Below are 23,549 nucleotides of genomic sequence, written 5' to 3'. Positions count from 1 at the left end.
TCGGCTGGGGGTACTGCGACCGGGGTGCCCTTGGTGGAGGCGGGTGCGTCGGCGGTGGTGGTGGCGGCGGGTGCCGGGGGTGCGAAGGGGTCGAAGTCCGCCGGAGGTACCGCGACCGAGGTGCCCTTCCGCGCTGCGGGCTGCTCGGCGGGCGCCGCCAGTGCGGGCGCGGGTGCGGGCGGGGCAGCGGTAACCGGCGGGGTAGCGGTAACCGGTGGGGTAGCGGTCGGGGCCTGGGAAGGGGAAACACTGGTCGGCTGCGGCTGCGGCTGCGGCTGCGGCTGGGCAGAGCTGTGCGGGGCAGCGGCGGGCGCCTGGGCCTGGGCGGGAGTAGCGGCCTGGGTGGCGTAGACGCCGTCCCAGCCGAGCTGGACGCTCTTCAGGACCTCGGCGAACGAGGTCATGTACAGCTCCCAGTCCTCCGGCTGCGCGACGGAGAGCTGGATGACCAGGACGGAGGAGCTGTCCGGGAGCGGTACGAAAGCCTGGGCCACCGAGCTGGAAGTCCGGTACGGCTGCCCGTCGTTGGAGAGCACGGCCGGGACCGGGGACGTCCGCCCCTCGACCAGGACGGCGGCCGGGCCGGCGGGCAGCAGGACCGTCCAGACCTCCGCCTGCGGCCGGGAATCGGCGAGCTGGGCGGCGAGTTCGGCGATCTGGACCGGACGGTGTGCCATCGATATCACCAGTGAGGCGTGGCTCGGCCGGTCGGCCACACGGAGCGCGGAGACCCCGGCGAACAGCACTCCTGCGGCACTCAACCATGTGTCCAGCGCGGCCGTCAGCACGGCCCACTCCTTGCGGGCCCGAACGTCGGCCCCCGCGAAGAGCTCCTCGGCGACCTCGGCGAGCTGTGCCGTGCGGGCGGGGGTGCCACCTCGGGCGGCGAGCGCGTGGAAGACCGAGGGCAGTACGAGCCGAACCTCGGTGCCGGTGCCGGTGGACAGCTCCTCCGGAGCGACCGTGGGGCGGTCGGCGGCCAACTCGGCGAGGACTGCGGGGAAGGCCGGGCGGAGCTTGTCCTCCGTACGCTCCACACCGACCGGCAGCTGGAACTGCTCCGCGTCCAGGCCGCGGGCCGAGCCGAAGACGCCTCGGACGGCACCGCCGCCGAAGCGGGTCAGCAACTCGGTGGCCACGGCGGGGTCCGGGGCGGTCGGGCGCTTGGTGCTGCCCTCGACCACGGTGCCCAGGCCACGGACCGTCAGGGTGCCCGGACCCTTGGCGCTCAATCGCAGGCCGAAGAGCGCGGAGGCGGACGGGTGGGCGTTGCGGCGGAAGCCCGTCAGCGAGGCGATCGGGTAGTGGGTCGCGCGCTCGTCGAGCAGGGCAGCGGCGAGTACGTCGAGTGTGGCTCCGACCTGCTCCGCGGCTGCGAAATCGTGCTGACTCATGGTACTGAGCCCCCCTCACCCGAATGCTGGAATTCCGTCCACTTTCTATCAGAAACCTCTGACAGTCCGAGACCGGTGGTGGGCGGGGGCGGGTGCTGTGCCGAGTCGGTGTTGGAAGCCGGGGCGGGGCCGGTGGACGGGGTGCGGGGTGCGGAGTCGGGGCCGGTACCGAAGTGCGGGTGGCCGGGCGGGCCGCCGGCAGGCACGGGTCAGCAGGCGGCGAGCCGGGTGAGCTGGACGCCGAGGCCGGGGACGGAGAGGAGACCGGCCAGTTCCCTGACCAGTTGGCCGGTGGGTCCCTCGGGGCGTTCAGCGGCGAAGAAGTCCGCGAGTTCGAGGGCGAGGGCCGGCTCCCGGGCCGCGGTCAGCGCCAGCGCGGCCACGAACTCCTGGACCAGCTGGAGCTGGAGTTCCTCGCGTGGCACCGACCGGTCGGTCAGCCAGTCGAGAGAGGTGATCTCCGCGTTGGCGATCCAGGCCCGTACGGTGCGCCGCAGTCCGGCACTGGGCTCGGCGACCGCCAGGTGCCGCAGGATCTGGTCGTGCGCGGCCCGCCGCACCTCGTCGATGACCGCCGTCGTTCCGGGGCTGGCGGCCACCGAACCGCCGCGCAGCAGGGCCGCGAAGCCGGGCCCGTGGCTGTCCACGAAGTCCAGGTAGCGGCCCATCACCCGGTACAGCCGCTCGGAGAGCGGGCCCTCGGTCTCCTCCTCGAAGCGTCCGGCCAGTTCCTGCCCGGCGCGCCGCAGCGACTCCTCGTACAGTGCCTGCTTGCCCGGGAAGTAGTGGTAGACCAGCGGGCGCGAGGCGCCGGCCGCCGCGGCGATGTCGTCGATGGACACCTCCTCGGGCGGGTACTTGCTGAAGAGGTCCAGGGCGACCCCGATCAGCTGTTCCCGGCGCTCGTCCACGCTGAGCCTGCGCCGCGGCGCGCGCTCGCCGGCGGCACGTCCGGCTCGCCCGGCCCGGCCCGCGGCATGCTCGCCCTCGGCGCGGTGGTCCGTTACCGCCGGTGTACGGGAGGAAGCCATGCCCGCCACCCTATCCGTGCGGGAAGATGACGAAACCCTGACGTCCGGCCCCGGACCCTGGGAAGAGCGGCGCCGACCTGCTCGAATGGCGGCATGACAGCGATGGGAGGCAGGCCATGAGAGCGGGCGGCGAGGGACCTCCGGTCGGGCGGCGGGTGGTGCTCGGCATGCTCGGGCTCGGGGCCGCCGGGGTTGCGGCCGGGCCGTACCTGCAGCGCGCGGTCGAGGGCGTGGCCAGCAAGGATCCGACGGGGCTGAGCGACCTGCTGCCGGGTGGCGGCGGGTTCAGGTACTACTCGGTGACCGGATCGGTGCCGGTCAGGACCGCGGCCGACTACACCCTGACCGTGGGCGGCCTGGTCGATCGGCCGACCACCTACCGGCTCGCCGACCTCCAGGCGTTGCGTCAGCGCCGGATCGTGCACGACGTGCAGTGCGTCACCGGCTGGCGGGTGCCGGGCACCCCGTTCGAGGGGGTCCCGCTCGCGGACCTGCTGCAGGCGGCGGGGGTGCGGCCGGAGGCGACCGCCGTCTCCTTCGGCTGCTTCGACGGCAGCTACACCGAGAGCCTGACGCTCGATCAGGCCCAGCGGGAGGACGTCCTGGTGGCACTGCGGATGCAGGACCAGCCGCTCGGCCACGCGCACGGCGGTCCGGTCCGGCTGTACGTCGCGCCGATGTACTTCTACAAGTCGGCCAAGTGGCTCGACTCGATCACCCTCACCTCCACCGTCCAACCCGGCTACTGGGAGCACTTCGGATATGACGTCGACGCCTGGGTCGGACGCTCCAACGGACGCGACGACGCCCCGACCGGCTGACCGAGGCCCGCTGCTCCGCTTCACCAGGGCCGAGCGGTGGGTGCACTGGGCGAGTGCGGTGCTGATGCTGGTCTGCCTGGCCACCGCGGCCTGCCTGTACTACCCGCCGCTCGCCGAACTGGTCGGCCGGCGCAGGCTGGTGATGACGGTGCACGAGTGGTGCGGGGTGGCGTTGCCGGTGCCGTTGCTGCTGGGGCTCGGCTCCAGGGCGCTGCGTGCGGACCTCTCTCGGCTGAACCGTTTCGCCCCGTACGACCGGGAGTGGCTGCGGGCGGTGCGGCAGCGCTCCTACCGGCGGCCGGCGGGCAAGTTCAACGCCGGCCAGAAACTGTACGCGGCGTGGACGGGCGGTGCGGTCCTGGTGATGCTGGGGACCGGGCTGCTGATGTGGTTCACGCGGCTGGCGCCGCTGGTCTGGCGGACCGGGGCCACCTTCGTCCACGACTGGCTGGCGGTGGCAGTCGCGACCGGCGTCGCGGGGCACCTGTACCGGGCCGGGAAGGACCCGGAGGCACGGCGCGGAATGCGGACGGGGCTGGTGGACGAGGGCTGGGCCGCCCGGGAACACCCCCACTGGGAGGGCCGATAGCCGGGTACCGTCCGGGCGGTGCGGGGGACTGCGGGCGCGGCCCGGGCGGAGGTCCGGGACTCCGCGCCGAGCAGCCGGGGCGCTGGGCCCACGCTGCTCGGCGCGCCCGGCCGGGCAACCGGCTCACGCCGGGCCGGAGGTCCGTGGCGCCGGACCGGCCGCCCCACCGGCTGCCGGGGCTCAGGCCGAGCGGTACTCCAGATAGCGGTGGTAGGCCTCGCGGCCGTCCGGGACGAAGTCCCAGCCGTCGTCGGCGAGCCGTTGTGCGAGTTCGTCCTCGGTGAGCCAGCCGTGCCAGGCGACCTCCTCGGCCTGGGGGGAGACCGGGCCGTCCCAGCGGGCCTCGTACATGTCACACCACCAGGAGAGCCGGGGTTCGGCCTGGAAGAGGAACTTGAACAGTGGTAGCGGCCTGATGCCGCTCACCCCCAGTTCTTCCTCCGCCTCCCGTACGGCGGCACTCGCGTACGTCTCGCCGCTGCCGACCACGCCGCCGACGAAGCAGTCGTAGGCGCCGGGGGCGAAGAGCTTGGTGCCGGTCCTGCGGTGGGTGAAGATCCGGCCCTGCGGGTCACGGACGAGGATGAAGACGCAACGGTGTGTCAACCCCTCGCGGTACACCTCGGCGCGGGTGGCGGTTCCGATGACGTGGTCCTGGGCGTCCACCACGTCGAGCACTTCTTCGGCAGGGTTCGTCATGCCGTTCACGGTAGTGGGGGCCGGGAGCCACCTGACACCGGCTCGGCGAGGTTTCGATGATCCGACTATCGTTCGGAAGGGAGACGTACGAGCGAGAAGGTGACGCGCGGTGGTCGAGATCTGGGGCGAGGCGGCGGAGGGCTTCGAGCCGGTCCGGGAGGCGTTCGCGCAGAACTTCCGCGAGCACGGCGAGCTCGGTGCGGCCTTCGCGCTCTACGTCGACGGCCGCAAGGTGGTCGACCTGTGGGGAGGCGACGCCCGCCCCGAGGTCGGCGAGCTCCCGGCCCCGGCCGTGCCCTGGACGGCGGACACGGTGCAGGTGTTGCGCTCGGTCACCAAGGGGCTGACGGCGGCCACCGCGCTGCACCTGGTCCAGCAGGGCAAGCTCGACCTGGACGCGCCGGTCGCCTCGTACTGGCCGGAGTTCAAGGCCGAGGGCAAGGAACGGGTGCCGGTGCGCTGGCTGCTCTCGCACCAGGCCGGCCTGCCCGCCCTGGACACCCCGCTGCGGCTCGAGGACGTGATCGCCTGGGAGCCCGCCGCCGCCGCGGTCGCCGCCCAGGCGCCCGCCTGGGAGCCGGGCACCGCGCACGGCTACCACCCCTTCACCTTCGGCTGGCTGGTCGGCGAGGTGATCCGGCGGGCGAGCGGGCGCTCGGTCGGCCAGTACTTCGCCGAGGAGATCGCCCGTCCGCTCGGCCTGGACCTGTGGATCGGCCTCCCGGCCGGGGCGAGCCCCAGGGTCGGACGGCTGGTGGACCTGCCGGCGCCCACGGCGGCGCACAGCGGTCCGGCCGGGCTCAGGATGCGGCCCAAGCAGTCCGTGGTGGACGCCTACCGGGACCCGCACTCGCTCACCGCCCGCGCCTTCTCCTCGGTGCGCCCGACGGTCGACTTCAACGACCCGGCGGTGCAGGCGGTGGAGATCCCCGGCGCGGGCGGGATCGGCACCGCGCGGTCGGTGGCCCGGTTCTACGCGGCGCTGATCGGTGCGGCGGATCGGTACGGCGGCACGCCTGGAGAGTTGCTGTCTCCGCTGCTCAGCGCCGAACTGCTGGACGAGGCGATGGGGCCGGCGGTCAGCGGTCCGGACCGGGTGCTGGTCATCAAGACCACCTTCGGCCTGGGCTTCTTCCGGCACGGCGCGACCTCGCCGATGTCCTCCCCGGCCGCGTTCGGCCATCCAGGGCGCGGCGGCTCGCTGGGCTTCGCGGATCCCGAGCTCGGGATCGGGTTCGGCTACGTCACCAACGGGATGCAGCCCGGGATCACGGGTGACATCCGGTCGAAGACGCTGATCAAGGCGGTGCTGAAGTGCCTCGGCGTGTGACCGTGGCGCCTGGTAACCGGCGGTCGATCAAGGTGATCTGATGGCGTGTCAGTTGATGATTCGTCGCGGCGGCGAGGGCGGACAGTCGGTCTGGGACGCGGGGTGGAAACCGGCGATCGAAGCGGCCGGCTGAGGCGGTCGGCCTCGGTCGAGACAGCTGCAGCTGGACCCGGACGGGGTGGAGCGGAGGCGGTGGAGCCTCCGGTACCGCCCGTCTCCCGTCGTCGCGTGCCGATAGCTCCCTCTCCCTCCTTGCCCGCCATCGGGCGGGGGCACCCCCGGCCGGAGGCTGGGGGCGAGGGGCAGTCCTTGCCCGCCATCGGGCGGGGGTGAGGGGCTCTCCGGCGCATATCCCCCGCCGCGCGCAGCGCCGCTGCGCTCTTCCCCCAGCCTTCGGCCTGGGGGTCCCCCCGGCCGAAGGCCGGGGGATGGGGTGCCCCCCGCTTCTCCCAAGCTCCCTATCGCGGGTCAGCCATATTCCCGGTGTGACGGCGGCCATAGACAGTATGCGAAGCGTCGGGAAAAAATCCGGTCACCCGGCGCCGCCTCGCTTCCGAAGCCAGCTACTGCGCTGCAGGTCAGATCGTTCGATCGCCTCCGTGGTAGCTGTGTCGCGTGACGTGCGCCGGGTCCAAAGAGAACCCCTCCTCGAACCCTCCTGCCCAGTTCCGTCCTGCCTGTCCCGCCGTGTCCGCCCAGCGACCCGGAGGCCTTTGCCAGAAAGCGCTCGATGCCTGCCTCGACCCGTCCACCGTCCCTCGCCCCACCTGTCCGCGCGGTCGCCCTCGGGGCGCTCGGCGTAATGGCGGCCCTGGTCGCCACCGGCTGCGGTGGCACCACCGGCCAGCTGTCCGCCGTCCCGGCCGGCAGTGCCTCGACGGCGTCCGCCGTCGGACAGCCCGGGTCCACCGCCGCGGCGCGACTCTCGGCGGAGCAACTGCCCAACGGTGTCGCCGAAGGCTGGCAGCCGCTCTCCCAGCCCCGCGTCCAGGCCGTGACCGGTGACATCCAGCTCAACGAGTGCGCGTCCGTGTCCGGTGCCGCCACCTGGTGGCAGCAGGGCTACGTCGGCGTCCACCGCACTCCAGCGGAGCAGGACCTGTTCACCTTCCGGGACGCCGCTGCCGCGCAGGCCGCCTACCAGGGCCTGCTCACGCAGATGGACGGGTGCCAGAACCAGTCCCGCGCCGTTCAGGCCAAGGCCCTCGGCCTCGCCGACGCACAGGTCGCCAAGACCGCCGTGACCGACCGGGGTACCTCCTGGTCGCGTCAGTGGACGGGTGTCGAGGGCCTGTCCGCGGCCGGTCCGCAGACCGACCACCTGTACGCCGTCCTGCAGGGCACCCGCCTTGCGGTCGTCCACTACGACGAGTGGGCCGGCACCCACGCCGCCCCCTACAGCACCCGATCAGACGGCGACCTGCTCACCTCGGTCGCCCAGCAGCTCGGCTGAGCCGCACGCCTGCCACCAGCACATCCCCGGAGACTCCCATGCCCAAGTACGGACCGTTCCTTCGCCGCTGCCTCGCCGGTCTCCTCGGAGCCGGTGCCGCCTCCGTCGCCATCGCCGCTCCGGCGCACGCCGCCTCGTCCGTCGGCGGCAGCATCTCACGCGACGAGGTGATCCAGCGGGCGAAGAGCTGGGTCACCGAGGGTGTGCCCTACAACCAGGGCGCCAGCCACACCGACGCCAACGGCACCTATCGCGAGGACTGCTCCGGCTTCATCTCCATGGCCTGGCACCTCGGCTCCAGCATGGTCACCTCCACCCTCCCGAACGTCGCCACCAAGATCGCCATCTCCCAGCTCCAGAGCGGCGACGCCCTCGACTACACGGCCGATCACGTGATCCTCTTCGGCAACTGGATCAACCAGTCGGCCGGAACCTTCAACTACTACTCCGAGCAGAACCCGAGCGTGCGCACCAGCGAGTACCAGGGCAACACCAACGCCAGCTCGCTGGCCGGCTGGCCGACCAGCTACTACACGCCGCTCCGCTACAACAAGATCACGGGCACCGGGACCACGTCGTCCACCTCGACCGCGTCGACCACGTCGTCCACCTCGACGACCTCAACCACGTCGACCACGTCCACCGCGCCGACCACGTCCACCGCGCCGGCTCGCGAGCCCAGCTGGCACCACGGCGGCCGCTGGTGACAGGAGCGCACCGTACGGCCCCGTGAGGAACAGCACCGTCGAGGCCGGCCCCCGCACTGCGGGGGCCGGCCTCGACGGTGTCCGGTGCGGGAAGGTGCGGTGGGCGGTTCACGAGGTGAGACGGCGAGGTGTGAGGTCGCTTACGGTCCGGGCCTGGAGCGGGGATGCGCCGACCGGTCGGAAGGTCAGGCCTGGCCGGTCTCGAAGCGGCTGATCCTGCCGTCGCTGACCATGAACCGCCAGGCGGTGCGCATCTCGCCCCAGGTCTCGTTGGTGAAGTTGGCGATCAGCGCGCGGCCGCCGTCGGACTCGGTCTGGACCTCCATGTGGCCGTGGGAGGAGAAGATCTCCTTGTCGAGCCACGGCAGCAGATCGCGGTCCGAGCCGTCGTCGGACATCGTCGCGTCCTCGGCCAGCAGGGCCAGGAAGGCCTTGCGGTCGTTGGCGTTGATCGCGGTGACCGCGGCGCGGACGGTCGGGTCGGACAGTTTGGCTACGGCGATGGTCATCTGACGGGTCCTCAGATCGTGGGTGGATGGGTCGGCAGCACTGTCGCACAATGTGGCGGACTGCGCACTCTCCGTCGAGGGTGTCGCTCGGGGGGCGGCCGACGCCTCCGGTGAATCGGCGTGGCGGTGTGCTTAGATCCCGATATGGGGCAATTCCGACCGGAAGGGAGCCTCGGATGGGGCCGGCCGAACTGCTCGTCCTGACGTTTCCGCAGGAGACCATCACCGTCGAGGCGGCGTCGGCCCTGTGCAAGCTGCGGACCGGCGGTGACATCCGGGTGATCGACTCACTGGTCGTCACCCGGCACCCCGACGGCGAGGCCAGCTACGGGGAGCTCGCCGACTTCGAACACCTCAGGGGCGTCGTCGGGGGCGGCGGTCACGCACAGGTGCTCCCGCTGATCGGTCCCGAGGACGCTCAGGAGGCCGCCGGACTGCTGGAACCCGGCACGGTGGCGCTGCTGGTGCTGATCGAGCACGTGTGGGCACAGGCCGCGGCGGACGCGCTGCGCGGGGTCGGCGGACGGATCGCCTCGGGTGTGCGGATTCCGCCGGAGAACATCGAGGAGGCCGTGCGCGTGGCCAAGGCTCGTGCGGCGGCCGGGAAGTGAGGGTGTGATGGTCCGTACGCCGTATCCGGTGCGGTCGGTCCGTGCGCTGGGGGCCGCCAGGCCGGCGGGGACTCCGTTGATGCGGCCTCCGGGCGGTGGCGACCTGGCCGGACAGGTCCTGGGCGAGCTCGGCAGGCTGGTGGAGCGAGGGGTGCTCACCCCGGAGGAGTTCGCGGTGGTGAAGGCGAGGCTCCTGGCGGGGTGAGCCACCCGCGGGTGCGGTGCCGTGCGTGCGGACGGCGCCGCGGGGCCCGCGGCCCCGGGCTACCGTCCCAGGGCCGCGGACTCCTCGTCGGTGAGGAGGCGGGAGCGGGTCAGGAAGCGAAGGCCGGTGGGTGCCTCCAGGGAGAACCCGCTGCCCCGGCCGGGCACCACGTCGATGGTGAGGTGGGTGTGCGACCAGTACGCGTACTGGTCCCTGGCCATCCAGACCGGGACCGGGTCCAGCCCGTCCACCTCGAGCTCGCCGAGCAGCCGGTCGGTCTCCGGCGAGACGTGCAGCTCTCCGGCCGGGTAGCACATCGGTGCCGAGCCGTCGCAGCAGCCGCCGGACTGGTGGAACATCAGCGGTCCGTGCTCGCCGCCGAGCTGCCGCAGCAGCTCGGCGGCCTGCGGGGTCACCGAGACCTGGGAGGGGCGCATCCTAGAAGAATCCCTGCGCCTGTCCGCTGTAGCTGACCAGCAGGTTCTTGGTCTGCTGGTAGTGCTCGAGCAGCACCTTGTGGGTCTCGCGGCCGATACCGGAGTTCTTGTAGCCGCCGAACGCGGCGTGGGCGGGGTAGTGGTGGTAGCAGTTGGTCCACACCCGGCCGGCCTGGATGGCCCGTCCTGCCCGGTAGGCGGTCGAGCCGTCGCGGCTCCAGACGCCCGCGCCGAGCCCGTACAGGGTGTCGTTGGCGATGTCGACGGCCTCCGCGAAGTCCTCGAAGCGGGTGACCGCGACGACCGGGCCGAAGATCTCCTCCTGGAAGATCCGCATGTCGTTGGTGCCCTCGAAGACGGTCGGGGCGACGTAGTAGCCGCCGGACAGTTCGCCGCCGAGGTCCACCCGCTGGCCGCCGGCCAGCACCTTGGCACCCTCGGCCTGGCCGATGTCGATGTAGGAGAGGATCTTCTCCAGCTGGTCGTTGCTGGCCTGGGCGCCGACCATGGTCCCGGTGTCCAGCGGGTTGCCCTGGCGCATCGCGCGGACCCGCTCCAGGCCGTCGCCGAGGAAGGAGTCGTAGATCGACGACTGGATCAGCGCCCGGCTCGGACAGGTGCACACCTCGCCCTGGTTGAGGGCGAACATGGCGAACCCCTCAAGAGCCTTGTCGTAGAAGGCGTCGCGCCGGTCGGCGACGTCGGCGAAGAAGAGGTTGGGGCTCTTGCCGCCCAGCTCCAGGCTGACCGGGATCAGGTTGCCGCTGGCGTACTGCATGATCAGGCGGCCGGTGGTGGTCTCGCCGGTGAAGGAGATCTTCCGGATCCGCGAGCTGGAGGCCAGCGGCTTGCCCGCCTCGACGCCGAAGCCGTTCACCACGTTGATCACACCCGGCGGCACCAGGTCGGCGATCAGCTCCATCAGCAGCATGATCGAGGCCGGGGTCTGCTCGGCGGGCTTGAGCACCACGGCGTTGCCCGCCGCCAGCGCCGGGGCCAGCTTCCACATCGCCATCAGCAGCGGGAAGTTCCACGGGATGATCTGGCCGACCACGCCCAGCGGTTCGTGGAAGTGGTACGCGACGGTGTCCTCGTCGAGCTGGGAGAGGCCGCCCTCCTGAGCGCGCAGCGCACCGGCGAAGTAGCGCAGGTGGTCGACGGCCAGTGGCAGGTCGGCGGCCAGGGTCTCGCGGACCGGCTTGCCGTTCTCCCAGCTCTCGGCGACCGCCAACTCCTCCAGGTGCTGCTCCATCCGGTCGGCGATCCGCAGCAGCAGCCCGGCCCGCTCGGCCGGGCCGGTGCGGCCCCAGGCGGGTGCGGCGGCGTGCGCCGCGTCCAGGGCCGCCTCGACGTCCTCGGCGGTGCCCCGGGCGATCTCGGTGAACGGCTGCCCGGTCACCGGCGTGGGGTTCTCGAAGTACTGGCCGCGGACGGGCGGCGTCCAGGCGCCGCCGATCCAGTGCTCGTAGCGGGGGTGGTAGCGGACGATGCTGCCGGGCCGGCCGGGGGGCTGGTACACGGTCATCTGATACCTCCGAGGAGACCCCCGGCTTCAGCCGGGGGTGGGGTGCCCCCGCTTGCGGGGGAGGAATCGGACCTCCTGCGCAGCAGGTCAGGAAGCGGCGTTTCGACGTCAAGGCGGACCGCCACCCCCACTACTGACAGTAAGTGGTTTTGAGCGGATGGTAGGCTTCGTGGTGCCCGGTGGGCGACAACCAAGCTGGCCGGGCCTACCGCCGGGCTGGCGGGAAGTCAGGTCTGTGGAGCTGATCTAAGGCCGATGGGCGGTACACCGTCCCTCCGCTGGTAACTCCAGGTCGGCCGTCGGCCGTGAAGCAGAAAGCCCGACCCGCGAGGGTTGGAATCCCCTCGTTCGCGAGGGGGAGGAGGCCAGCTGGGTAGTGCTCCTCGCTGCGTCGGGTTGCCGTCCGCGGGACGGCGGGACGGCGCACGGGCCCGGTTCGCGGGCCCGCGCGGACAGTCGGGAACGTGCTCGGAGAACGCTCGGTCGCCGGGGCGGGGTGTCCTCGCACTGCACCCTAGCCGCGCTCGGCTCGGGCCGCCATGGCGCGCACTTGATCAAAGAAGGGGCGTGCAACGGGAGTTGCGCGCCCGATGCCGTCGTTGGAGCGGCGGGCGCGGGGAGTGTCCGCGACATGTGCCGCGGGCCGGGGCGAGCCGGCCACGCGGTAGCCCGTTGCTCCTCGCCCGTTCGTCTCCGGGCGCTCCCCGCGGCGGAGCCGCCGATCGACGGAGTCGGCGCCGGCACTCGCCCTCGTTGCCCGACCTCGGGCGGGGGCGCCCCCGCCCGAAGGCCTGGGGGCGAGGGGCCCTGGCTCCGGCACTCCCCCCAGCCTCCGGGCCCGGGGACCCGGCCGAAGGCCTGGGGATGGGGGCCCTGCGCCCGCTGTCGCTCGTCGCCCTTGGTACCAGCGCGCCCTGCGGCTCGGGGTGCGCGGAGCGCCCCGCTGTGGATCCGGGGCGTCCGGCTCAGTCGTGGTGGTAGCGGAGGGTGCGGGACTCCCAGCGGAGGTAGCCCGCGATCCAGAACGCCATCCCGTCGGCGTAGCGCCGCGCGGCCCGCTGCTGCGCCTCGTCCAGCGCCATCCAGCGGCAGAGGTCGGCGAGCTCGTCCCGGAGGCCGCAGAACCGGTCGGCCATCCGCTGGGCCTCGTCCCAGACCACCGCGCAGGCCTCCTCGGCGGAGCAGCTGCGGTCCCGTTGGACGATCATCACCAGGTTGGCGACGTCGCCGCGCCTGGCCTCCTGCGGGTAGGAGCGCACATCGTTGGTGAACGACGGTATGTCGGCGGCTAGTTGGCGCATCTGCCGGAGCAGCGGGTGGTGCATCACCTGCTGGGGCACCTCGAAGCGGCCGAGCCGCTCGATCATGTCGAAGATGCTCTCCATCGCTGCGGTCCCGCGTCTGAGGGTCAGATAGCTCTCCCGGTCCGGCGGCTGTCCGATGTTCCGGCCGGCGGCCTCGGCGGGGTGGCAGGCGAAGTAGAACTCCCAGTTGTAGGCGGCGCGCGCCCTCCAGCGATCCGTCATGCCGCGGCTGATGCGCCGCCACAGGTCGGCGAAGGCGCGCTCGGCGGGTGAGGTGCCGGCCGGGTGGGCGCCGTACGCGATGGCGGTGAGGCGCTCGCAGACCAGGGCGACCTGGTCGGGGCGGCGCCCGAGCGGGCCGTCGAACTGGTCGTCGAACAGGAAGTAGAACCCCATGAGGTCAGCGGCGAGTGCCAGGTCCTCGGCGGAGCTCTCGGGGTAGACCAGGGAGGCGAGTTCCGTGATGTCCCAGCCGGTGTAGGTCGGCTCGCTGACGACGGTGACCAGCTCCCGGTGGCGCCGGAGCCATTCGAGGTGGCGGTCGGCGGCCTCGGTCTGGTGGGGGTTGCGGCGGTGGGTGAACGGAAGCTCAAGAAAGGTGTCGTCGGACATCGGACTCCCGGTGCTGCTGGGGAACAGTGGTGCTGTGTGCTGGCGGACCTGTGCTGAACTCCTGCTGGCGGTGGTCGAATAGCGCTGATCAATTGCCATTGACGGGCGGAACAGTAGTCGATCTGATCATCAGGTGTTAGAGATAACAGGGCATTTGCCCCCGGCGAGGGCTCCGAACCCCATAAGACCACCGCAGCCTGCGGGAATGGACCACACTCGGAGGTTTGCGGGGATAGTCTCGGCAGCGGACAGACCATCAGGTGACGCGGAGGGGCAGCGGTGGCTGAACAGCAGCACGGACCAGCGGGCGAGGCTGCGCCGGAAGGAGGTGTCCCGCCGATCGGTACCGCGGCGTCCGGTGCCGCGGAGCCGCAGACGCTGCACGAACGCGAGGCCGAACTCCGTTCCGCCGAGCACGCGTTGGACCGGCTCTGCCGCCGCTTCGCGGCCGGCGGCACCGAGATCGGCGAGCTGCTGGTCTTCTCCGCCCCGGCCGGCGGCGGCAAGACCAGCATCCTGGACCAGGTCCGCCGGCTGGCCGGGCTGCGCGAGGACTGCACCGTGCTCTCCGGTCGCGGCGGCGAGCGGCAGACCACGGAACCCTTCCACGTGCTGCGGCAGTTGCTGCTCCCGGTGCTGGGCACGCTCGACAAGGACGAGCTGGCCGAGGTCTTCGGCGCCTGGTACGGCATCGTCGGCCCGGCCATCGGCCTGGTCCCGCCCTCCGGCGAGGTCGAGCGGCTCGACCCGCAGGGCGTGCAGGACGGCCTGGACTACCTGCTCAGCCAACTCGCGCCGCGTCGTGCGCCGTTGGTGATGGTGGTGGACGACCTGCACTGGGCCGACCAGGAGTCGCTCGGCTGGTTGGCCTCCTTCGCGGCCCGCACCCGCCACCTGCCCGTCCTGCTGGTCTTCGCCTACCGCGACGAGTTCCAGGAGGAGGCCCAGGCCCTCCAGCAGCAGATCCAGGAGCAGGCCACCCGCAGCCACGAACTGCGCCCGCTCAACCCCGCGTCCGTCGCCCGGCTGGTCCGCGCCGCCCTCGGCGAGGAGGCCGAGGACGCGTTCTGCCGCCAGGTCTGGGCCGTCACCGCGGGCAACCCGTACGACACCACCGCGCTGCTGCGCGAGGTCCGCGACCAGTGCCTCGACCCGATCGAGGCCAACAGCCCGCAGCTGCGCGACCTGGCCGCCGCCGCCAAGGGCATGACGCTCCAGCACTGGCTGGCCAAGCTCGGTCCGAGCACCCTGCGGTTCGCCTGGGCCGCGGCCCTGCTCGGCACCGAGATCAAGCAGAGCTTCGCGGCCAGCATCTCGGCCCAGGGCGCGGCCGAGGCCGACGAGTCCGTCCGCCAGCTGCGCAAGCACCGGATCCTCACCAGCACGCCCAACGGCCGGCTGGAGTTCGTCCATCCGCTGATCGCCACCTCGATCTACCAGTCCATGCCGGCCGGCACCCGCACCGGGATGCACGGGATGGCCGCCACCATCATCGAGAACAACGGCGGCTCCCTGCTGGAAGCCTCCCGCCACCTGCTGGAGACCCACCCCGAGGGCGACGACCGGATGGTCCGCAAGCTGCGCGCTGCCGCCGCCGAGCACCTGGCGATCGGCGCGCCCGAGGCCGCCCAGCGCTGTCTGGCCCGCGCCCTGGACGAGCCACCGGACGACGACGACCGGGCCGAGGTGCTGTACGAGGCGGGCTGCGCCGCGCTGCTCACCGACCCGAAGACCACCGTCAACCAGCTGAAGCTGGCGCTGTCGCTCAATCCGGGACTCAGCCCCGGCCTCCGGGTGGACGCCACCTTCCGGCTCTCCGAGGTGCTCGCGCACGCGGGAGAGCTGGTCGAGGCCGCCGAGGTCTGCCGCCGCGAGGCCGAGAACACCGAGCCCGGGCCCGGCAGGCTGCGGCTCCAGGCCCTGCACTACATGTGGGTGGCGTGGCGGCGCGACGAGGAGGACGGCCCCGGCCGCTCCCGCAGGCTGAAGGAGCTGACCACCACCCTGACCGGCAGCACCGTCCCCGAACGGGTGATCCGGGTGATGCGCGCCTGGGACCTCACCCTGCGCGGCAGGCCCGTGGCCGAGGCGATCGACCTGGCCGACAAGGCCCTGGAGAACGGCCGGCTGCCCAAGGAGATCGGCTGGACCAACACGACCTGGGGCTTCGAACTGCCCGCGCTGATCGGCCTGACCTACACCTACACCGACCAGCTCGCCCGCGCCGAGAAGCTGTTCTCCGACGCCGTGCTCGGCTTCGAGATGGCCGGCTGGAGCGGCGCGCACAAGGGCTTCGGGTACTTCCTGATGGGGCTCACCCGGTTCCGGCGCGGCTTCCTGATGGAGGCCGAGGACTACCTGCGCCAGGGCCTGCGGATCTCCGAGCGGATCGCCCCGGACATCCCGCTGCAGTGGGACATCGTCGGCGTGCTGGCCGACACCCTGCTCGCCCGCGGCCGCGTCGACGAGGCCTGGGAGCTGGCCCAGAAGTACCGCTTCGGACCGCCGTACCACCCCACCGCGATGGTGCTGCCCGACGCGCCCACCCTCTACGGCAAGCTGCTGCTGGCCATCGGCGAGCACGCCGCCGCGGCCGAGGTCTTCGAGGAGGTCGGTGAGCAGCTCACCAGGCGGGGCTGGCGCAACACGATCTGGGCGCCCTGGGTCGGACACCTCGCCCAGGCACTCTTCCCCACCGAGCCCGACCGGGCGCGCAAGCTGGCCGCCGAGGCCGTCGTGCTGGCCAGGGACTTCGGCTCGGCGTCCGCGATCGGCACCGCGCTGCGGATGCAGGCCGAACTCTGGGACGGCCAGCGCGCCGTGGACCTGCTCGAACAGGCCGTCCGCTGGCTCTCGCAGTCCCCGGCCGGCTTCGAACTCGCCTGCGCCCTGGTGGACTTGGGTGCCGCGCTGCGCAGGGTCGGACAGCTCACCGACGCCGCCGAGTACCTGTACCAGGGCATGGAGCTGGCCCAGACCTGCGGCGCCGACGGCCTGGTCGACCGGGCCAGGACCGAACTGGCCACCTCGGTGCTGCGTCCCAACCGCCTGCGCACCCTGAGCAAGGAGGGCCTCAGCGAGCCCGAGTGGGACGTCGCCAGGTTGGCAGTCCGGGGCGTCCCGCCGCAGCGGATCGCCGAACGGCTGGACCTCCCGCTCAGCCTGGTGCACCGACGGCTGGCCGCCGTGCACCGCAAGGCAGGCAGCGGCCCGGAGGGTCTGGCGGCGGCGCTCGGGCTGACCGCAGGGCCGGAGCCGGACGGCGAGCCGGGATCGACGGAGGGACGACCGGGAAAGGAAGACTGACGAACCACCGGGTGCGGGAGGGTCGCAGCCGATCCGGGCACGGAGGCCAGGGCTAACCTGGCGAGCGTACAGATCCCCAAGCAGGGGCGGTCCTCGGGCGAAGGGCCGCCGGGAGGAGCGAGTCATGACGGGGTCGGCCGGGACGACCGAGGTCAGCCGGGCGCCGTTCGCCGCCAGCGGCGCCGGAGCCGCGATCGAGCGCTGGACGCTGCGCAGTGGCCCGATCACGGCCGGCGTGCTCACCCTGGGGGCGACCCTGCACGCCCTCACCGCACCCGACCGGGCCGGCGCCGATGCGCAGATCCTGCTCAGCACGGAGGACCTCGGCGCGCTCCTCGGTCCCGCGCGCACCTACGGCAGCGTCGTCGGCCGCTACGCCAACCGCATCGCCGACAGCCGGATCACCATCGACGGCGAGGAGCACCAACTCGCCTCCACCGGCGGCGGTGTCACCCTGCACGGCGGCCCCGACGGCTTCGCCCACCGGATCTGGACGGCCGAGGAGGTACCCGGCGGAGTCCGGCTCCACCTGCACAGCGCCGACGGGGACCAGGGCTTCCCCGGCGCACTGGAGGTCCGGGTCGGCTACACCCTCGACGGTGACACCCTCACCATCGACTACCGGGCCACCACCAACCGCCCCACCGTCGTCAACCTCACCAACCACGCCTACTTCAACCTCTCCGGCGAGGGCAACGGCGACATCCTCGGCCATCTGCTCACCCTGGAGGCCGACCAGTACACCCCGGTCGACGACCGGCTGATCCCCTACGGCCCGTACGAGCCCGTCGCCGGAACGCCGTTCGACTTCACCTCCCCCCGGCCGATCGGCAAGGACATCCACGACGAGCACCCGCAGCTGCGGGCGGGCGGCTACGACCACAACTGGGTGCTCAGGCCCCGCCCCGCGGACGGCACGCCGGCCCGTGCGGCGTTTCTGGAGGACCCGGTCAGCGGCCGCACCCTGGAGGTGCTCACCACCGAACCGGGCATCCAGGTCTTCACCGCCAACACCTTCCACGGCGCGGTCACCGGTCCGAGCGGCGTCCCGTACGGTCCGTACGCGGGTGTCGCCCTGGAGACCCAGCACCACCCGGACTCCCCGCACCAGCCCTCCTACCCCTCCACCGAGCTGCGGCCGGGGGAGGAGTTCCGCTCGACCACCGTGCTGCGCCTGGGCGTGAGCGGGTAGCCGGACCGCACGGGCGGGGCGTGGGATCGCAGTGCCGGGGCCGGGGCGGGCGGTCTCCCGGGGCTTCGCACGTCCGGCCGTAGTATTGGGTGAATGGAGAGCTCGGACCCCGGTGTGCACAAGGCCCTCGCGGTGCCCGCGCGGCGGGCGCTGCTGGCGGCACTGACCGACGCGGCCGAGCCACTGGACAACCGGCAGCTGGCCGAACTGGTCGGGCAACACATCACCACCGTCCGCCACCACCTGACCGCACTGGTGCAGGCGGGTCTGGTCGAGGTGCGCCAGGAGGAGCCGACGGGCGGCCGCGGCCGGCCCCGGCTGCTGTACGCGGCTGCTCCCGTACGCGAGCAGCTGGTCGCCTACCGGACGCTGGTGGACGTGCTGGCACTGGGCCTCGGCGACAGCAGGGGTGAGCGGGCCCAGCGGGCCGGGGAGGCCGGCCGGCTGTGGGGTGCCACCGAGCAGGCGGCGGACGGCTCGCTCACCGAGCAGGTGATGGCGGCCGCCGACGGCTGGGGCTTCGAGCCGGAACTCCGCACGGACGGCGACGCGGGCGGCGGTGAGGTGCTGCTGCACGGCTGCCCGTTCCAGCACAACGCGGAGCGCAACCCCGAGGTGGTGTGCTCGGTGCACCAGGGCCTGCTGGACGCGATCGCGGAGCGTGCCGGACAGCCGGGCGCGCTCCGGCTGCACCCCTTCGTCGGCCCCCACGTCTGCAGCATCTCGATCGGCCGTCGCGGGAATTGAGCTGAGTCGGCGGCCTTCCGGGGTGTTGCGGAGGCCGCCGCGCGCTTTGGGCGGCTGGTCATGAGCGCGCCGGGCGGCCGGTCGCGAACATGCCGGACGGGCAGCACCCCGTGTCACCGGGGTGCTGCCCGTCGCGAGCCGGTTCAGTTGCCCGAGGCCAGCCAGAGGTCGGGGCCGAAGACCTCGTAGTGGACCGACTGGGCCGGGACGCCGCGCCGCAGCAGTTCGGCCCGGGTCGCGCGCATGAAGGGCAGCGGTCCGCACAGGTAGGCGCGCACACCCTCCGGTACCTCGATCTGTGCCAGGTCGACCAGGCCGGTCCGCGCCTGGGCGTCGTCCTCGGCCGGCTGCTGGTACCAGCGGTGCAGCTCGGCGCCGGGCAGGGCGGCGACGAGGGTGCGCAGCTGCTCGGCGTGGGCGTGGTCGGCGGGGGAGCGGTCGCCGTGCACCACGATGACCGGGCGCTTCGAGCCGCTGGCCACCAGGTGGTCGAGCATGCCGATCATCGGGGTGCAGCCGATCCCGGCGGAGGCGAGCAGCAGCGGCTCGGCGCCCTCGGCCAGGGTGAGGTCGCCGAACGGGAGCGAGACGGTGAGCTGGTCGCCGGGCTGGACGTTGGCGTGCAGCCAGTTGGAGACCTCGCCGTCCGGGGTGTCCCCGCCGTGCACCCGCTTCACGGTGATCCGCCAGTGGCTGCCGCCGGGGGCGGCGGACAGGCTGTACTGGCGGATCTGCCGTGCGCCGTCGGCCAGGTGGACGGCGACGCTGACGTACTGGCCGGGCCGGAACTCGGGGGCGGGGCTGCCGTCGGCCGGGCGGAGGGTGAAGGAGACGGCGCCGCGGGACTCCTGGGTGCGGGCGACCACGGTCACCGGGCGCCAGGTCTCGCCCGGGGCCACACCCGCCTCGGCGTACAACTTGGCTTCCAGGGCGATGAGTTCACCGGCCATCAGCCAGTAGACCTCGTCCCAGGCGGTGGCCACCTCGGGGGTGACGGCGGCGCCGAGTACCTCGACGATCGCGGCGAAGAGGTACTTGTGCACGATCTTGTACTGGTCCTCGGTGATGCCCAGCGAGACGTGCTTGTGGGCGATGCGGGCCAGCATCGCAGCCGGACGCACCTCCGGCTGCTCGACCAGCATGGTCGCGTAGCCGGCGACGGCCCCGGCCAGCGCCTTGGGCTGCTCGCCGGCGGCCTGGTTGCCGCGGTTGAAGAGGTCGCGCTCCAGCTCGGGGTGGTCGGCGAACATCCGGCCGTAGAACAGCGTGGTGATCTCGCCGATGGCGGCCCCGACGGCGGGCAGGGTGGCGCGGACGATCGCGGTCGATTCGGGGGAGAGCACGGGTTCCTCCAACACGGTCTGACGGATCTGGCTGCGTTCGGCAGCGCCATCAATATATAGGAGGATCATCCTTTTAAATGCAGGGGATGCCATCTGGGGCCTTGTGAGGCTGCGCACAGGCCGGAATATGCCCTGCAAATCGGACAATTGCTAAGAGAATGGCCACAGGTCGACTACCTTGCGGCAACGCGGAGGACACGCGGGCGTAACGATCGCAAGATGTTGCAGAAAGTTGCTGCAAGGACTTTCGTTGCTGATTGCGCGCCTGTTACGTTCCTGCCCAAGCCCGACGGCCGCAACGGCGCAGTCGGCACGGGACAGCCATTATGCGCGCTCCCCCCACCATCTCGGGCACCCCCACCTTCTAGGAGTTCTCATGCGGCGTGGCATCGCGGCCTCCGCCCTCATCGCGGCCCTCGCGGTCACGACTGCTGCGTGCGGCAGCAGCGGCGGTTCCGGTTCGGACGGCAAGGCCGACGGCCCGGTGACCATCACCTACTGGGACACCTCCAACGCCACCAACGAGGCACCGAACTACAAGGCGCTGGTCGACAAGTTCCAGACCGCGAACCCCGACATCAAGGTCAACTTCGTCAACGTGCCGTTCGACCAGGCGCAGAACAAGCTGCAGACCGCGATGGGCGCCAAGGGCGCGCCGGACGTCTTCCGCTCCGAGGTCGGCTGGACCGCCGCCTTCGCCAAGGCCGGCTTCCTGGCGCCGCTGGACGGGACCGCCGCCGCCAAGGACGTCTCCGCCTTCCAGTCCAGCCTGATCAAGCAGGCCACCTACGAGGGCAAGCTGTACGGCGTGCCGCTGGTCACCGACACCCTCGGCCTGCTCTACAACAAGGAGATCTTCGCCAAGGCGGGCATCGACAAGGCCCCCACCACCTGGGACGAGCTGAAGGCCGACGCCGCCCAGATCAAGGACAAGGCCGGCGTGGACGGCCTGTTCATGCGGGCCGGTGACGGCTACTACGCGATGCCGTTCCTCTACGGCGAGGGCACCAACCTGGTGGACGCCGCCAACAAGAAGATCACCATCAACTCGCCCGAGGCCGTCAAGGCGATCGACACCTACAAGTCGATGTTCACCTCGCCCGGCACCGTCAAGGCCGACGTGACCACCGACTCGTACGCGCACATGATGGACGCGTTCAACAACGGCAAGGCCGCGATGATCATCCAGGGCCCCTGGGAGATCACCAACATCTACAAGGGCGCCGCCTTCACCGACAAGAAGAACCTCGGCATCGCCCCCGTCCCGGCCGGCTCCTCCGGCAAGGCCGGCGCGCCGACCGGCGGCCACAACGTCTCGGTCTACGCCGGCTCCGACAAGGCCCACCAGGAGGCCGCCGAGAAGCTGGCCGCCTTCCTGACCTCTGCCGAGAGCCAGACCTTCCTCGCGCAGAAGAACTCCACCCTGCCGACCCGTGCCGACGCCTACACCGCCGACGTCAAGGCCGACCCGGGCATCGCCGGCTTCCAGGCCATCCTGCCGGTCGCCCAGCCGCGCCCCGAACTGCCCGAGTACAGCTCGATGTTCACCCCGCTCGGCACCGACCTGACCAAGGTCGCCCAGGACCAGGCCAGCACCCAGGCCGGCCTGGACACCGCCGCCACCGACTTCGCCAAGCTGCTCCCCGGCTTCAGCAAGTAAGTCCCCAGCCGCCCGGCCCACCGCACCACCGGTGGGCCGGGCGGCCTCCCGTATGCACAGCAGTCGCCGCAGCGAGGCGGCGGACCTCCCGAGAAGGTGTCAAAGATGGCAGTCGCCGTGCAGGGCGCTCCCAGCCAAGGCAGCCGCGAACAGCGGCCCGGCCTGCTCCAGCGCCTCAAGCTCTCGTACAGCAAGCACTGGTACGCCTATGCGATGGTCGCGCCGGTGGTCATCGTGCTCGGCGTACTGGTCGGCTACCCGCTGGCACGGGGCGTCTACCTGACCCTCACCGACGCCAACAGCCTCAACGTGGGCCGCCAGATCGGCGTCAACCACATCCCGGACAGCTTCAACTTCGTCGGCCTGCACAACTACGCCGACGTGCTCTGGGGCCCCGGGTCGTACGACCGGTTCTGGTCGCACTTCATCTGGACGGTCCTGTGGACCGTCTTCTGCGTCGCCCTGCACTACACCCTCGGCCTGGGCCTCGCCATGCTGCTGAACCAGAAGCTGCGCGGCCGCCTCGCCTACCGGATGCTGCTGATCCTGCCCTGGGCCGTGCCCACCTTCGTCACCGTCTTCTCCTGGCGGCTGATGCTCTCCGACAGCGGAGTGGTCAACAGCTTCCTCGGCTTCCTGCACCTGCCGCAGCCGTCCTGGCTCAGCGACCCGCTCGCCTCCAAGTTCGCCGTCGTCATCGTCAACACCTGGTGCGGCGTGCCGTTCATGATGGTCTCGCTGCTCGGCGGACTGCAGTCCATCCCGGCCGAGCTCTACGAGGCGGCCGAGATGGACGGCGCCACCCCCTGGCAGCGCTTCCGCTACGTCACCCTGCCCGGGCTGCGCACCGTCAGCAGCACCGTCATCCTGCTCGGCGTGATCTGGACCTTCAACCAGTTCGCGATCATCTTCCTGCTGCTGGGCGACGGCTCGCCGGACACCCAGATCCTGGTCACCTGGGCCTACCGCCTCGGCTTCGGCCAACAGCCCCGTGCCTACGCCGAGTCGGCCACCTACGGGGTGCTGCTGCTCTCCATCCTGGTCGTCTTCACCAGCTTCTACCGCCGCTGGCAGGTCCGCAACGAGGAGAACGCGTGATGCCGCGGACCGGCGCAGTCACCCCACCGACCACGACGAGGCAGGCCAGCGAATGAGCGCCACCACCACCGAACTCCCCACCACTGCAGCGCAGTCCGCGCCGGCCGCCGAGCCCCACCGAAGGGCGCGCGGCGAGCGTGGTCCGCTCCGCACGGCACTGCTGCACGGGCTGCTCACCGTCGCCTCGCTGGTGGCGCTCTTCCCGGTGCTGTGGATCGCCTGGATCTCGCTCGGCCCGGACAAGACCGACTACCTGCACCCCGGCGACATCCTCGGCAAGATGAGCCTGGGCAACTACGGCTTCGTGCTGCAGCACACCGACTTCCTCGTCTGGTTCGGCAACTCGCTGCTGGTCGCGCTCGGCACCACGGTGTTCTCGGTGCTGGTCGCCGCCACCACCGGCTACGCGGTGTCCCGGATGCGCTTCCCCGGCCACCGCCAGTTGATGTGGACCCTGCTGCTCACCCAGATGTTCCCGATCGCCGTGGTGATCGTGCCCATGTACACCATCCTGTCCAGCCTCAACCTGCTGGACAACTACCTCGGCCTGATCCTCACCTACGCGGGCACCATCGTCCCGTACTGCGCCTGGCTGATGAAGGGCTACTTCGACACCATCCCGGTGGAGATCGACGAGGCCGGCCGGGTGGACGGGCTCACCCCGTTCGGGACGTTCTGGCGGCTGATCATGCCGCTGGCCCGTCCCGGCCTGGCCGTCGCCGCGTTCTACTCCTTCCTCACCGCCTGGGCCGAGGTGCCGTTCGCCTCGACCTTCATGCTCAGCTCCGACAAGTACACGCTGGCGGTGGGCCTGCAGACCTACATCAGCGAGCACGACGCGCAGTGGCACCTGATGGCCGCCACCTCGGTGCTGATCGCGCTGCCCGCCGCGCTGTTCTTCTACCTGGTCCAGAAGCACCTGGTCACCGGCCTGACCGCCGGTGCCGCGAAGTCCTGACCCGTACCTGGCCTGATC

At 71.7% G+C, this 23,549-nt stretch carries 20 protein-coding genes and 1 pseudogene; 13 read left to right on the top strand and 8 right to left on the bottom strand.

Annotation, left to right across the window (positions count from 1 at the left end; translation table 11 throughout):
* Both ABD369_RS09100 and ABD369_RS09095 read right to left on the bottom strand, forming a co-directional pair.
* Positions 1-1,394: pseudogene (locus ABD369_RS09100) on the bottom strand (hypothetical protein); the annotation flags it as partial.
* 209 nt (positions 1,395-1,603) lie between these two features.
* Positions 1,604-2,425 (bottom strand): TetR/AcrR family transcriptional regulator, encoded by an 822-nt coding sequence (locus ABD369_RS09095; RefSeq protein ID WP_344635760.1) that lies wholly within the window; start codon positions 2,423-2,425, stop codon positions 1,604-1,606.
* A gap of 116 nt (positions 2,426-2,541) precedes the next feature.
* On the opposite strand from ABD369_RS09095, the gene ABD369_RS09090 reads away from it, so the two are divergent.
* Positions 2,542-3,246, top strand: a complete 705-nt coding sequence (locus ABD369_RS09090; protein ID WP_344635759.1) for a molybdopterin-dependent oxidoreductase — start codon at positions 2,542-2,544, stop codon at positions 3,244-3,246.
* A complete protein-coding gene (locus tag ABD369_RS09085) occupies positions 3,188-3,835 on the top strand; it encodes a cytochrome b/b6 domain-containing protein (protein ID WP_344635758.1) in 648 nt (215 codons plus the stop codon). The genes ABD369_RS09090 and ABD369_RS09085 overlap by 59 nt, the downstream gene beginning before the upstream one ends.
* Before the next feature lie 180 nt (positions 3,836-4,015).
* Here ABD369_RS09085 and ABD369_RS09080 read toward each other — a convergent pair whose 3' ends face one another.
* Positions 4,016-4,534: an NUDIX hydrolase gene (locus ABD369_RS09080; protein WP_344635757.1), complete on the bottom strand. Its 519-nt coding sequence runs from the start codon at positions 4,532-4,534 to the stop codon at positions 4,016-4,018.
* Between the two features lie 109 nt (positions 4,535-4,643).
* On the opposite strand from ABD369_RS09080, the gene ABD369_RS09075 reads away from it, so the two are divergent.
* The 3 genes from ABD369_RS09075 to ABD369_RS09065 all read left to right on the top strand — a co-directional run bounded on the left by ABD369_RS09075 (position 4,644) and on the right by ABD369_RS09065 (position 8,024).
* The gene (locus tag ABD369_RS09075; RefSeq protein WP_344635756.1) at positions 4,644-5,864 is read left to right on the top strand and encodes a serine hydrolase domain-containing protein; all 1,221 of its coding nucleotides are present in this window, start codon (positions 4,644-4,646) and stop codon (positions 5,862-5,864) included.
* Between the two features lie 730 nt (positions 5,865-6,594).
* A complete protein-coding gene (locus ABD369_RS09070; protein ID WP_344635755.1) occupies positions 6,595-7,317 on the top strand; it encodes a hypothetical protein in 723 nt (240 codons plus the stop codon).
* Between the two features lie 38 nt (positions 7,318-7,355).
* The gene (locus ABD369_RS09065) at positions 7,356-8,024 is read left to right on the top strand and encodes an NlpC/P60 family protein (RefSeq protein ID WP_344635754.1); all 669 of its coding nucleotides are present in this window, start codon (positions 7,356-7,358) and stop codon (positions 8,022-8,024) included.
* A 185-nt stretch (positions 8,025-8,209) separates the two neighbouring features.
* On the opposite strand, the gene ABD369_RS09060 is transcribed toward ABD369_RS09065, so the two are convergent.
* Positions 8,210-8,533 (bottom strand): nuclear transport factor 2-like protein, encoded by a 324-nt coding sequence (locus ABD369_RS09060; protein WP_344635753.1) that lies wholly within the window; start codon positions 8,531-8,533, stop codon positions 8,210-8,212.
* A 176-nt stretch (positions 8,534-8,709) separates the two neighbouring features.
* On the opposite strand from ABD369_RS09060, the gene ABD369_RS09055 reads away from it, so the two are divergent.
* Both ABD369_RS09055 and ABD369_RS09050 read left to right on the top strand, forming a co-directional pair.
* Entirely contained in the window at positions 8,710-9,144 is a 435-nt protein-coding gene (locus ABD369_RS09055) for a DUF6325 family protein (protein ID WP_344635752.1), read from the top strand.
* A 79-nt stretch (positions 9,145-9,223) separates the two neighbouring features.
* Entirely contained in the window at positions 9,224-9,349 is a 126-nt protein-coding gene (locus ABD369_RS09050) for an SHOCT domain-containing protein (RefSeq protein WP_344635751.1), read from the top strand.
* Positions 9,350-9,408: 59 nt separating this feature from the next.
* On the opposite strand, the gene ABD369_RS09045 is transcribed toward ABD369_RS09050, so the two are convergent.
* The 3 genes from ABD369_RS09045 to ABD369_RS09035 all read right to left on the bottom strand — a co-directional run bounded on the left by ABD369_RS09045 (position 9,409) and on the right by ABD369_RS09035 (position 13,227).
* A complete protein-coding gene (locus tag ABD369_RS09045; protein ID WP_344635750.1) occupies positions 9,409-9,786 on the bottom strand; it encodes a DUF779 domain-containing protein in 378 nt (125 codons plus the stop codon).
* 1 nt (position 9,787) lies between these two features.
* On the bottom strand, positions 9,788-11,311 hold the full coding sequence (gene exaC / locus ABD369_RS09040; protein WP_344635749.1) for an acetaldehyde dehydrogenase ExaC: 1,524 nt from the start codon (positions 11,309-11,311) through the stop codon (positions 9,788-9,790).
* Between the two features lie 965 nt (positions 11,312-12,276).
* Positions 12,277-13,227, bottom strand: a complete 951-nt coding sequence (locus ABD369_RS09035) for a terpene synthase family protein (protein WP_344635748.1) — start codon at positions 13,225-13,227, stop codon at positions 12,277-12,279.
* Positions 13,228-13,506: 279 nt separating this feature from the next.
* Here ABD369_RS09035 and ABD369_RS09030 point away from each other — a divergent pair, with 279 nt between their 5' ends.
* From ABD369_RS09030 to ABD369_RS09020, 3 genes are all read left to right on the top strand, one after another.
* Complete coding sequence (locus ABD369_RS09030; RefSeq protein ID WP_344635747.1) at positions 13,507-16,533, top strand: ATP-binding protein; 3,027 nt, start codon at positions 13,507-13,509, stop codon at positions 16,531-16,533.
* Between the two features lie 124 nt (positions 16,534-16,657).
* Entirely contained in the window at positions 16,658-17,725 is a 1,068-nt protein-coding gene (locus ABD369_RS09025) for an aldose epimerase family protein (protein ID WP_344635746.1), read from the top strand.
* A 93-nt stretch (positions 17,726-17,818) separates the two neighbouring features.
* The gene (locus ABD369_RS09020; RefSeq protein WP_344635745.1) at positions 17,819-18,472 is read left to right on the top strand and encodes a helix-turn-helix transcriptional regulator; all 654 of its coding nucleotides are present in this window, start codon (positions 17,819-17,821) and stop codon (positions 18,470-18,472) included.
* A 143-nt stretch (positions 18,473-18,615) separates the two neighbouring features.
* Here the strand turns inward: ABD369_RS09020 and ABD369_RS09015 are convergent, their stop codons facing one another.
* Positions 18,616-19,815 (bottom strand): globin domain-containing protein, encoded by a 1,200-nt coding sequence (locus ABD369_RS09015; RefSeq protein ID WP_344635960.1) that lies wholly within the window; start codon positions 19,813-19,815, stop codon positions 18,616-18,618.
* Positions 19,816-20,191: 376 nt separating this feature from the next.
* Here ABD369_RS09015 and ABD369_RS09010 point away from each other — a divergent pair, with 376 nt between their 5' ends.
* The 3 genes from ABD369_RS09010 to ABD369_RS09000 all read left to right on the top strand — a co-directional run bounded on the left by ABD369_RS09010 (position 20,192) and on the right by ABD369_RS09000 (position 23,531).
* Positions 20,192-21,475, top strand: coding sequence for an extracellular solute-binding protein (locus ABD369_RS09010; RefSeq protein ID WP_344635744.1), 1,284 nt, complete (start codon positions 20,192-20,194; stop codon positions 21,473-21,475).
* Positions 21,476-21,580: 105 nt separating this feature from the next.
* Entirely contained in the window at positions 21,581-22,573 is a 993-nt protein-coding gene (locus ABD369_RS09005; RefSeq protein ID WP_344635743.1) for a carbohydrate ABC transporter permease, read from the top strand.
* 52 nt (positions 22,574-22,625) lie between these two features.
* The gene (locus ABD369_RS09000) at positions 22,626-23,531 is read left to right on the top strand and encodes a sugar ABC transporter permease (RefSeq protein WP_344635742.1); all 906 of its coding nucleotides are present in this window, start codon (positions 22,626-22,628) and stop codon (positions 23,529-23,531) included.
* Positions 23,532-23,549 lie beyond the last annotated feature (18 nt).

Source organism: Kitasatospora cystarginea (genome assembly GCF_039533515.1).
Taxonomy (GTDB): Bacteria; Actinomycetota; Actinomycetes; order Streptomycetales; family Streptomycetaceae; genus Kitasatospora; species Kitasatospora cystarginea.
This window is presented reverse-complemented; position numbering and strand designations above follow the sequence as displayed.

What these genes read in the sequence shown, in the direction of transcription:
- ABD369_RS09080 (WP_344635757.1), bottom strand. Translation starts at nt 4,534, where the DNA reads ATGACGAACCCTGCCGAAGAAGTGCTCGACGTGGTGGACGCCCAGGAC.
- ABD369_RS09005 (WP_344635743.1), top strand. Translation starts at nt 21,581, where the DNA reads ATGGCAGTCGCCGTGCAGGGCGCTCCCAGCCAAGGCAGCCGCGAACAG.
- ABD369_RS09035 (WP_344635748.1), bottom strand. Translation starts at nt 13,227, where the DNA reads ATGTCCGACGACACCTTTCTTGAGCTTCCGTTCACCCACCGCCGCAAC.
- ABD369_RS09060 (WP_344635753.1), bottom strand. Translation starts at nt 8,533, where the DNA reads ATGACCATCGCCGTAGCCAAACTGTCCGACCCGACCGTCCGCGCCGCG.
- ABD369_RS09020 (WP_344635745.1), top strand. Translation starts at nt 17,819, where the DNA reads ATGGAGAGCTCGGACCCCGGTGTGCACAAGGCCCTCGCGGTGCCCGCG.
- ABD369_RS09055 (WP_344635752.1), top strand. Translation starts at nt 8,710, where the DNA reads ATGGGGCCGGCCGAACTGCTCGTCCTGACGTTTCCGCAGGAGACCATC.
- ABD369_RS09050 (WP_344635751.1), top strand. Translation starts at nt 9,224, where the DNA reads ATGCGGCCTCCGGGCGGTGGCGACCTGGCCGGACAGGTCCTGGGCGAG.
- exaC (WP_344635749.1), bottom strand. Translation starts at nt 11,311, where the DNA reads ATGACCGTGTACCAGCCCCCCGGCCGGCCCGGCAGCATCGTCCGCTAC.
- ABD369_RS09010 (WP_344635744.1), top strand. Translation starts at nt 20,192, where the DNA reads ATGCGGCGTGGCATCGCGGCCTCCGCCCTCATCGCGGCCCTCGCGGTC.
- ABD369_RS09085 (WP_344635758.1), top strand. Translation starts at nt 3,188, where the DNA reads ATGACGTCGACGCCTGGGTCGGACGCTCCAACGGACGCGACGACGCCC.
- ABD369_RS09000 (WP_344635742.1), top strand. Translation starts at nt 22,626, where the DNA reads ATGAGCGCCACCACCACCGAACTCCCCACCACTGCAGCGCAGTCCGCG.
- ABD369_RS09090 (WP_344635759.1), top strand. Translation starts at nt 2,542, where the DNA reads ATGAGAGCGGGCGGCGAGGGACCTCCGGTCGGGCGGCGGGTGGTGCTC.
- ABD369_RS09025 (WP_344635746.1), top strand. Translation starts at nt 16,658, where the DNA reads ATGACGGGGTCGGCCGGGACGACCGAGGTCAGCCGGGCGCCGTTCGCC.
- ABD369_RS09065 (WP_344635754.1), top strand. Translation starts at nt 7,356, where the DNA reads ATGCCCAAGTACGGACCGTTCCTTCGCCGCTGCCTCGCCGGTCTCCTC.
- ABD369_RS09045 (WP_344635750.1), bottom strand. Translation starts at nt 9,786, where the DNA reads ATGCGCCCCTCCCAGGTCTCGGTGACCCCGCAGGCCGCCGAGCTGCTG.
- ABD369_RS09070 (WP_344635755.1), top strand. Translation starts at nt 6,595, where the DNA reads ATGCCTGCCTCGACCCGTCCACCGTCCCTCGCCCCACCTGTCCGCGCG.
- ABD369_RS09095 (WP_344635760.1), bottom strand. Translation starts at nt 2,425, where the DNA reads ATGGCTTCCTCCCGTACACCGGCGGTAACGGACCACCGCGCCGAGGGC.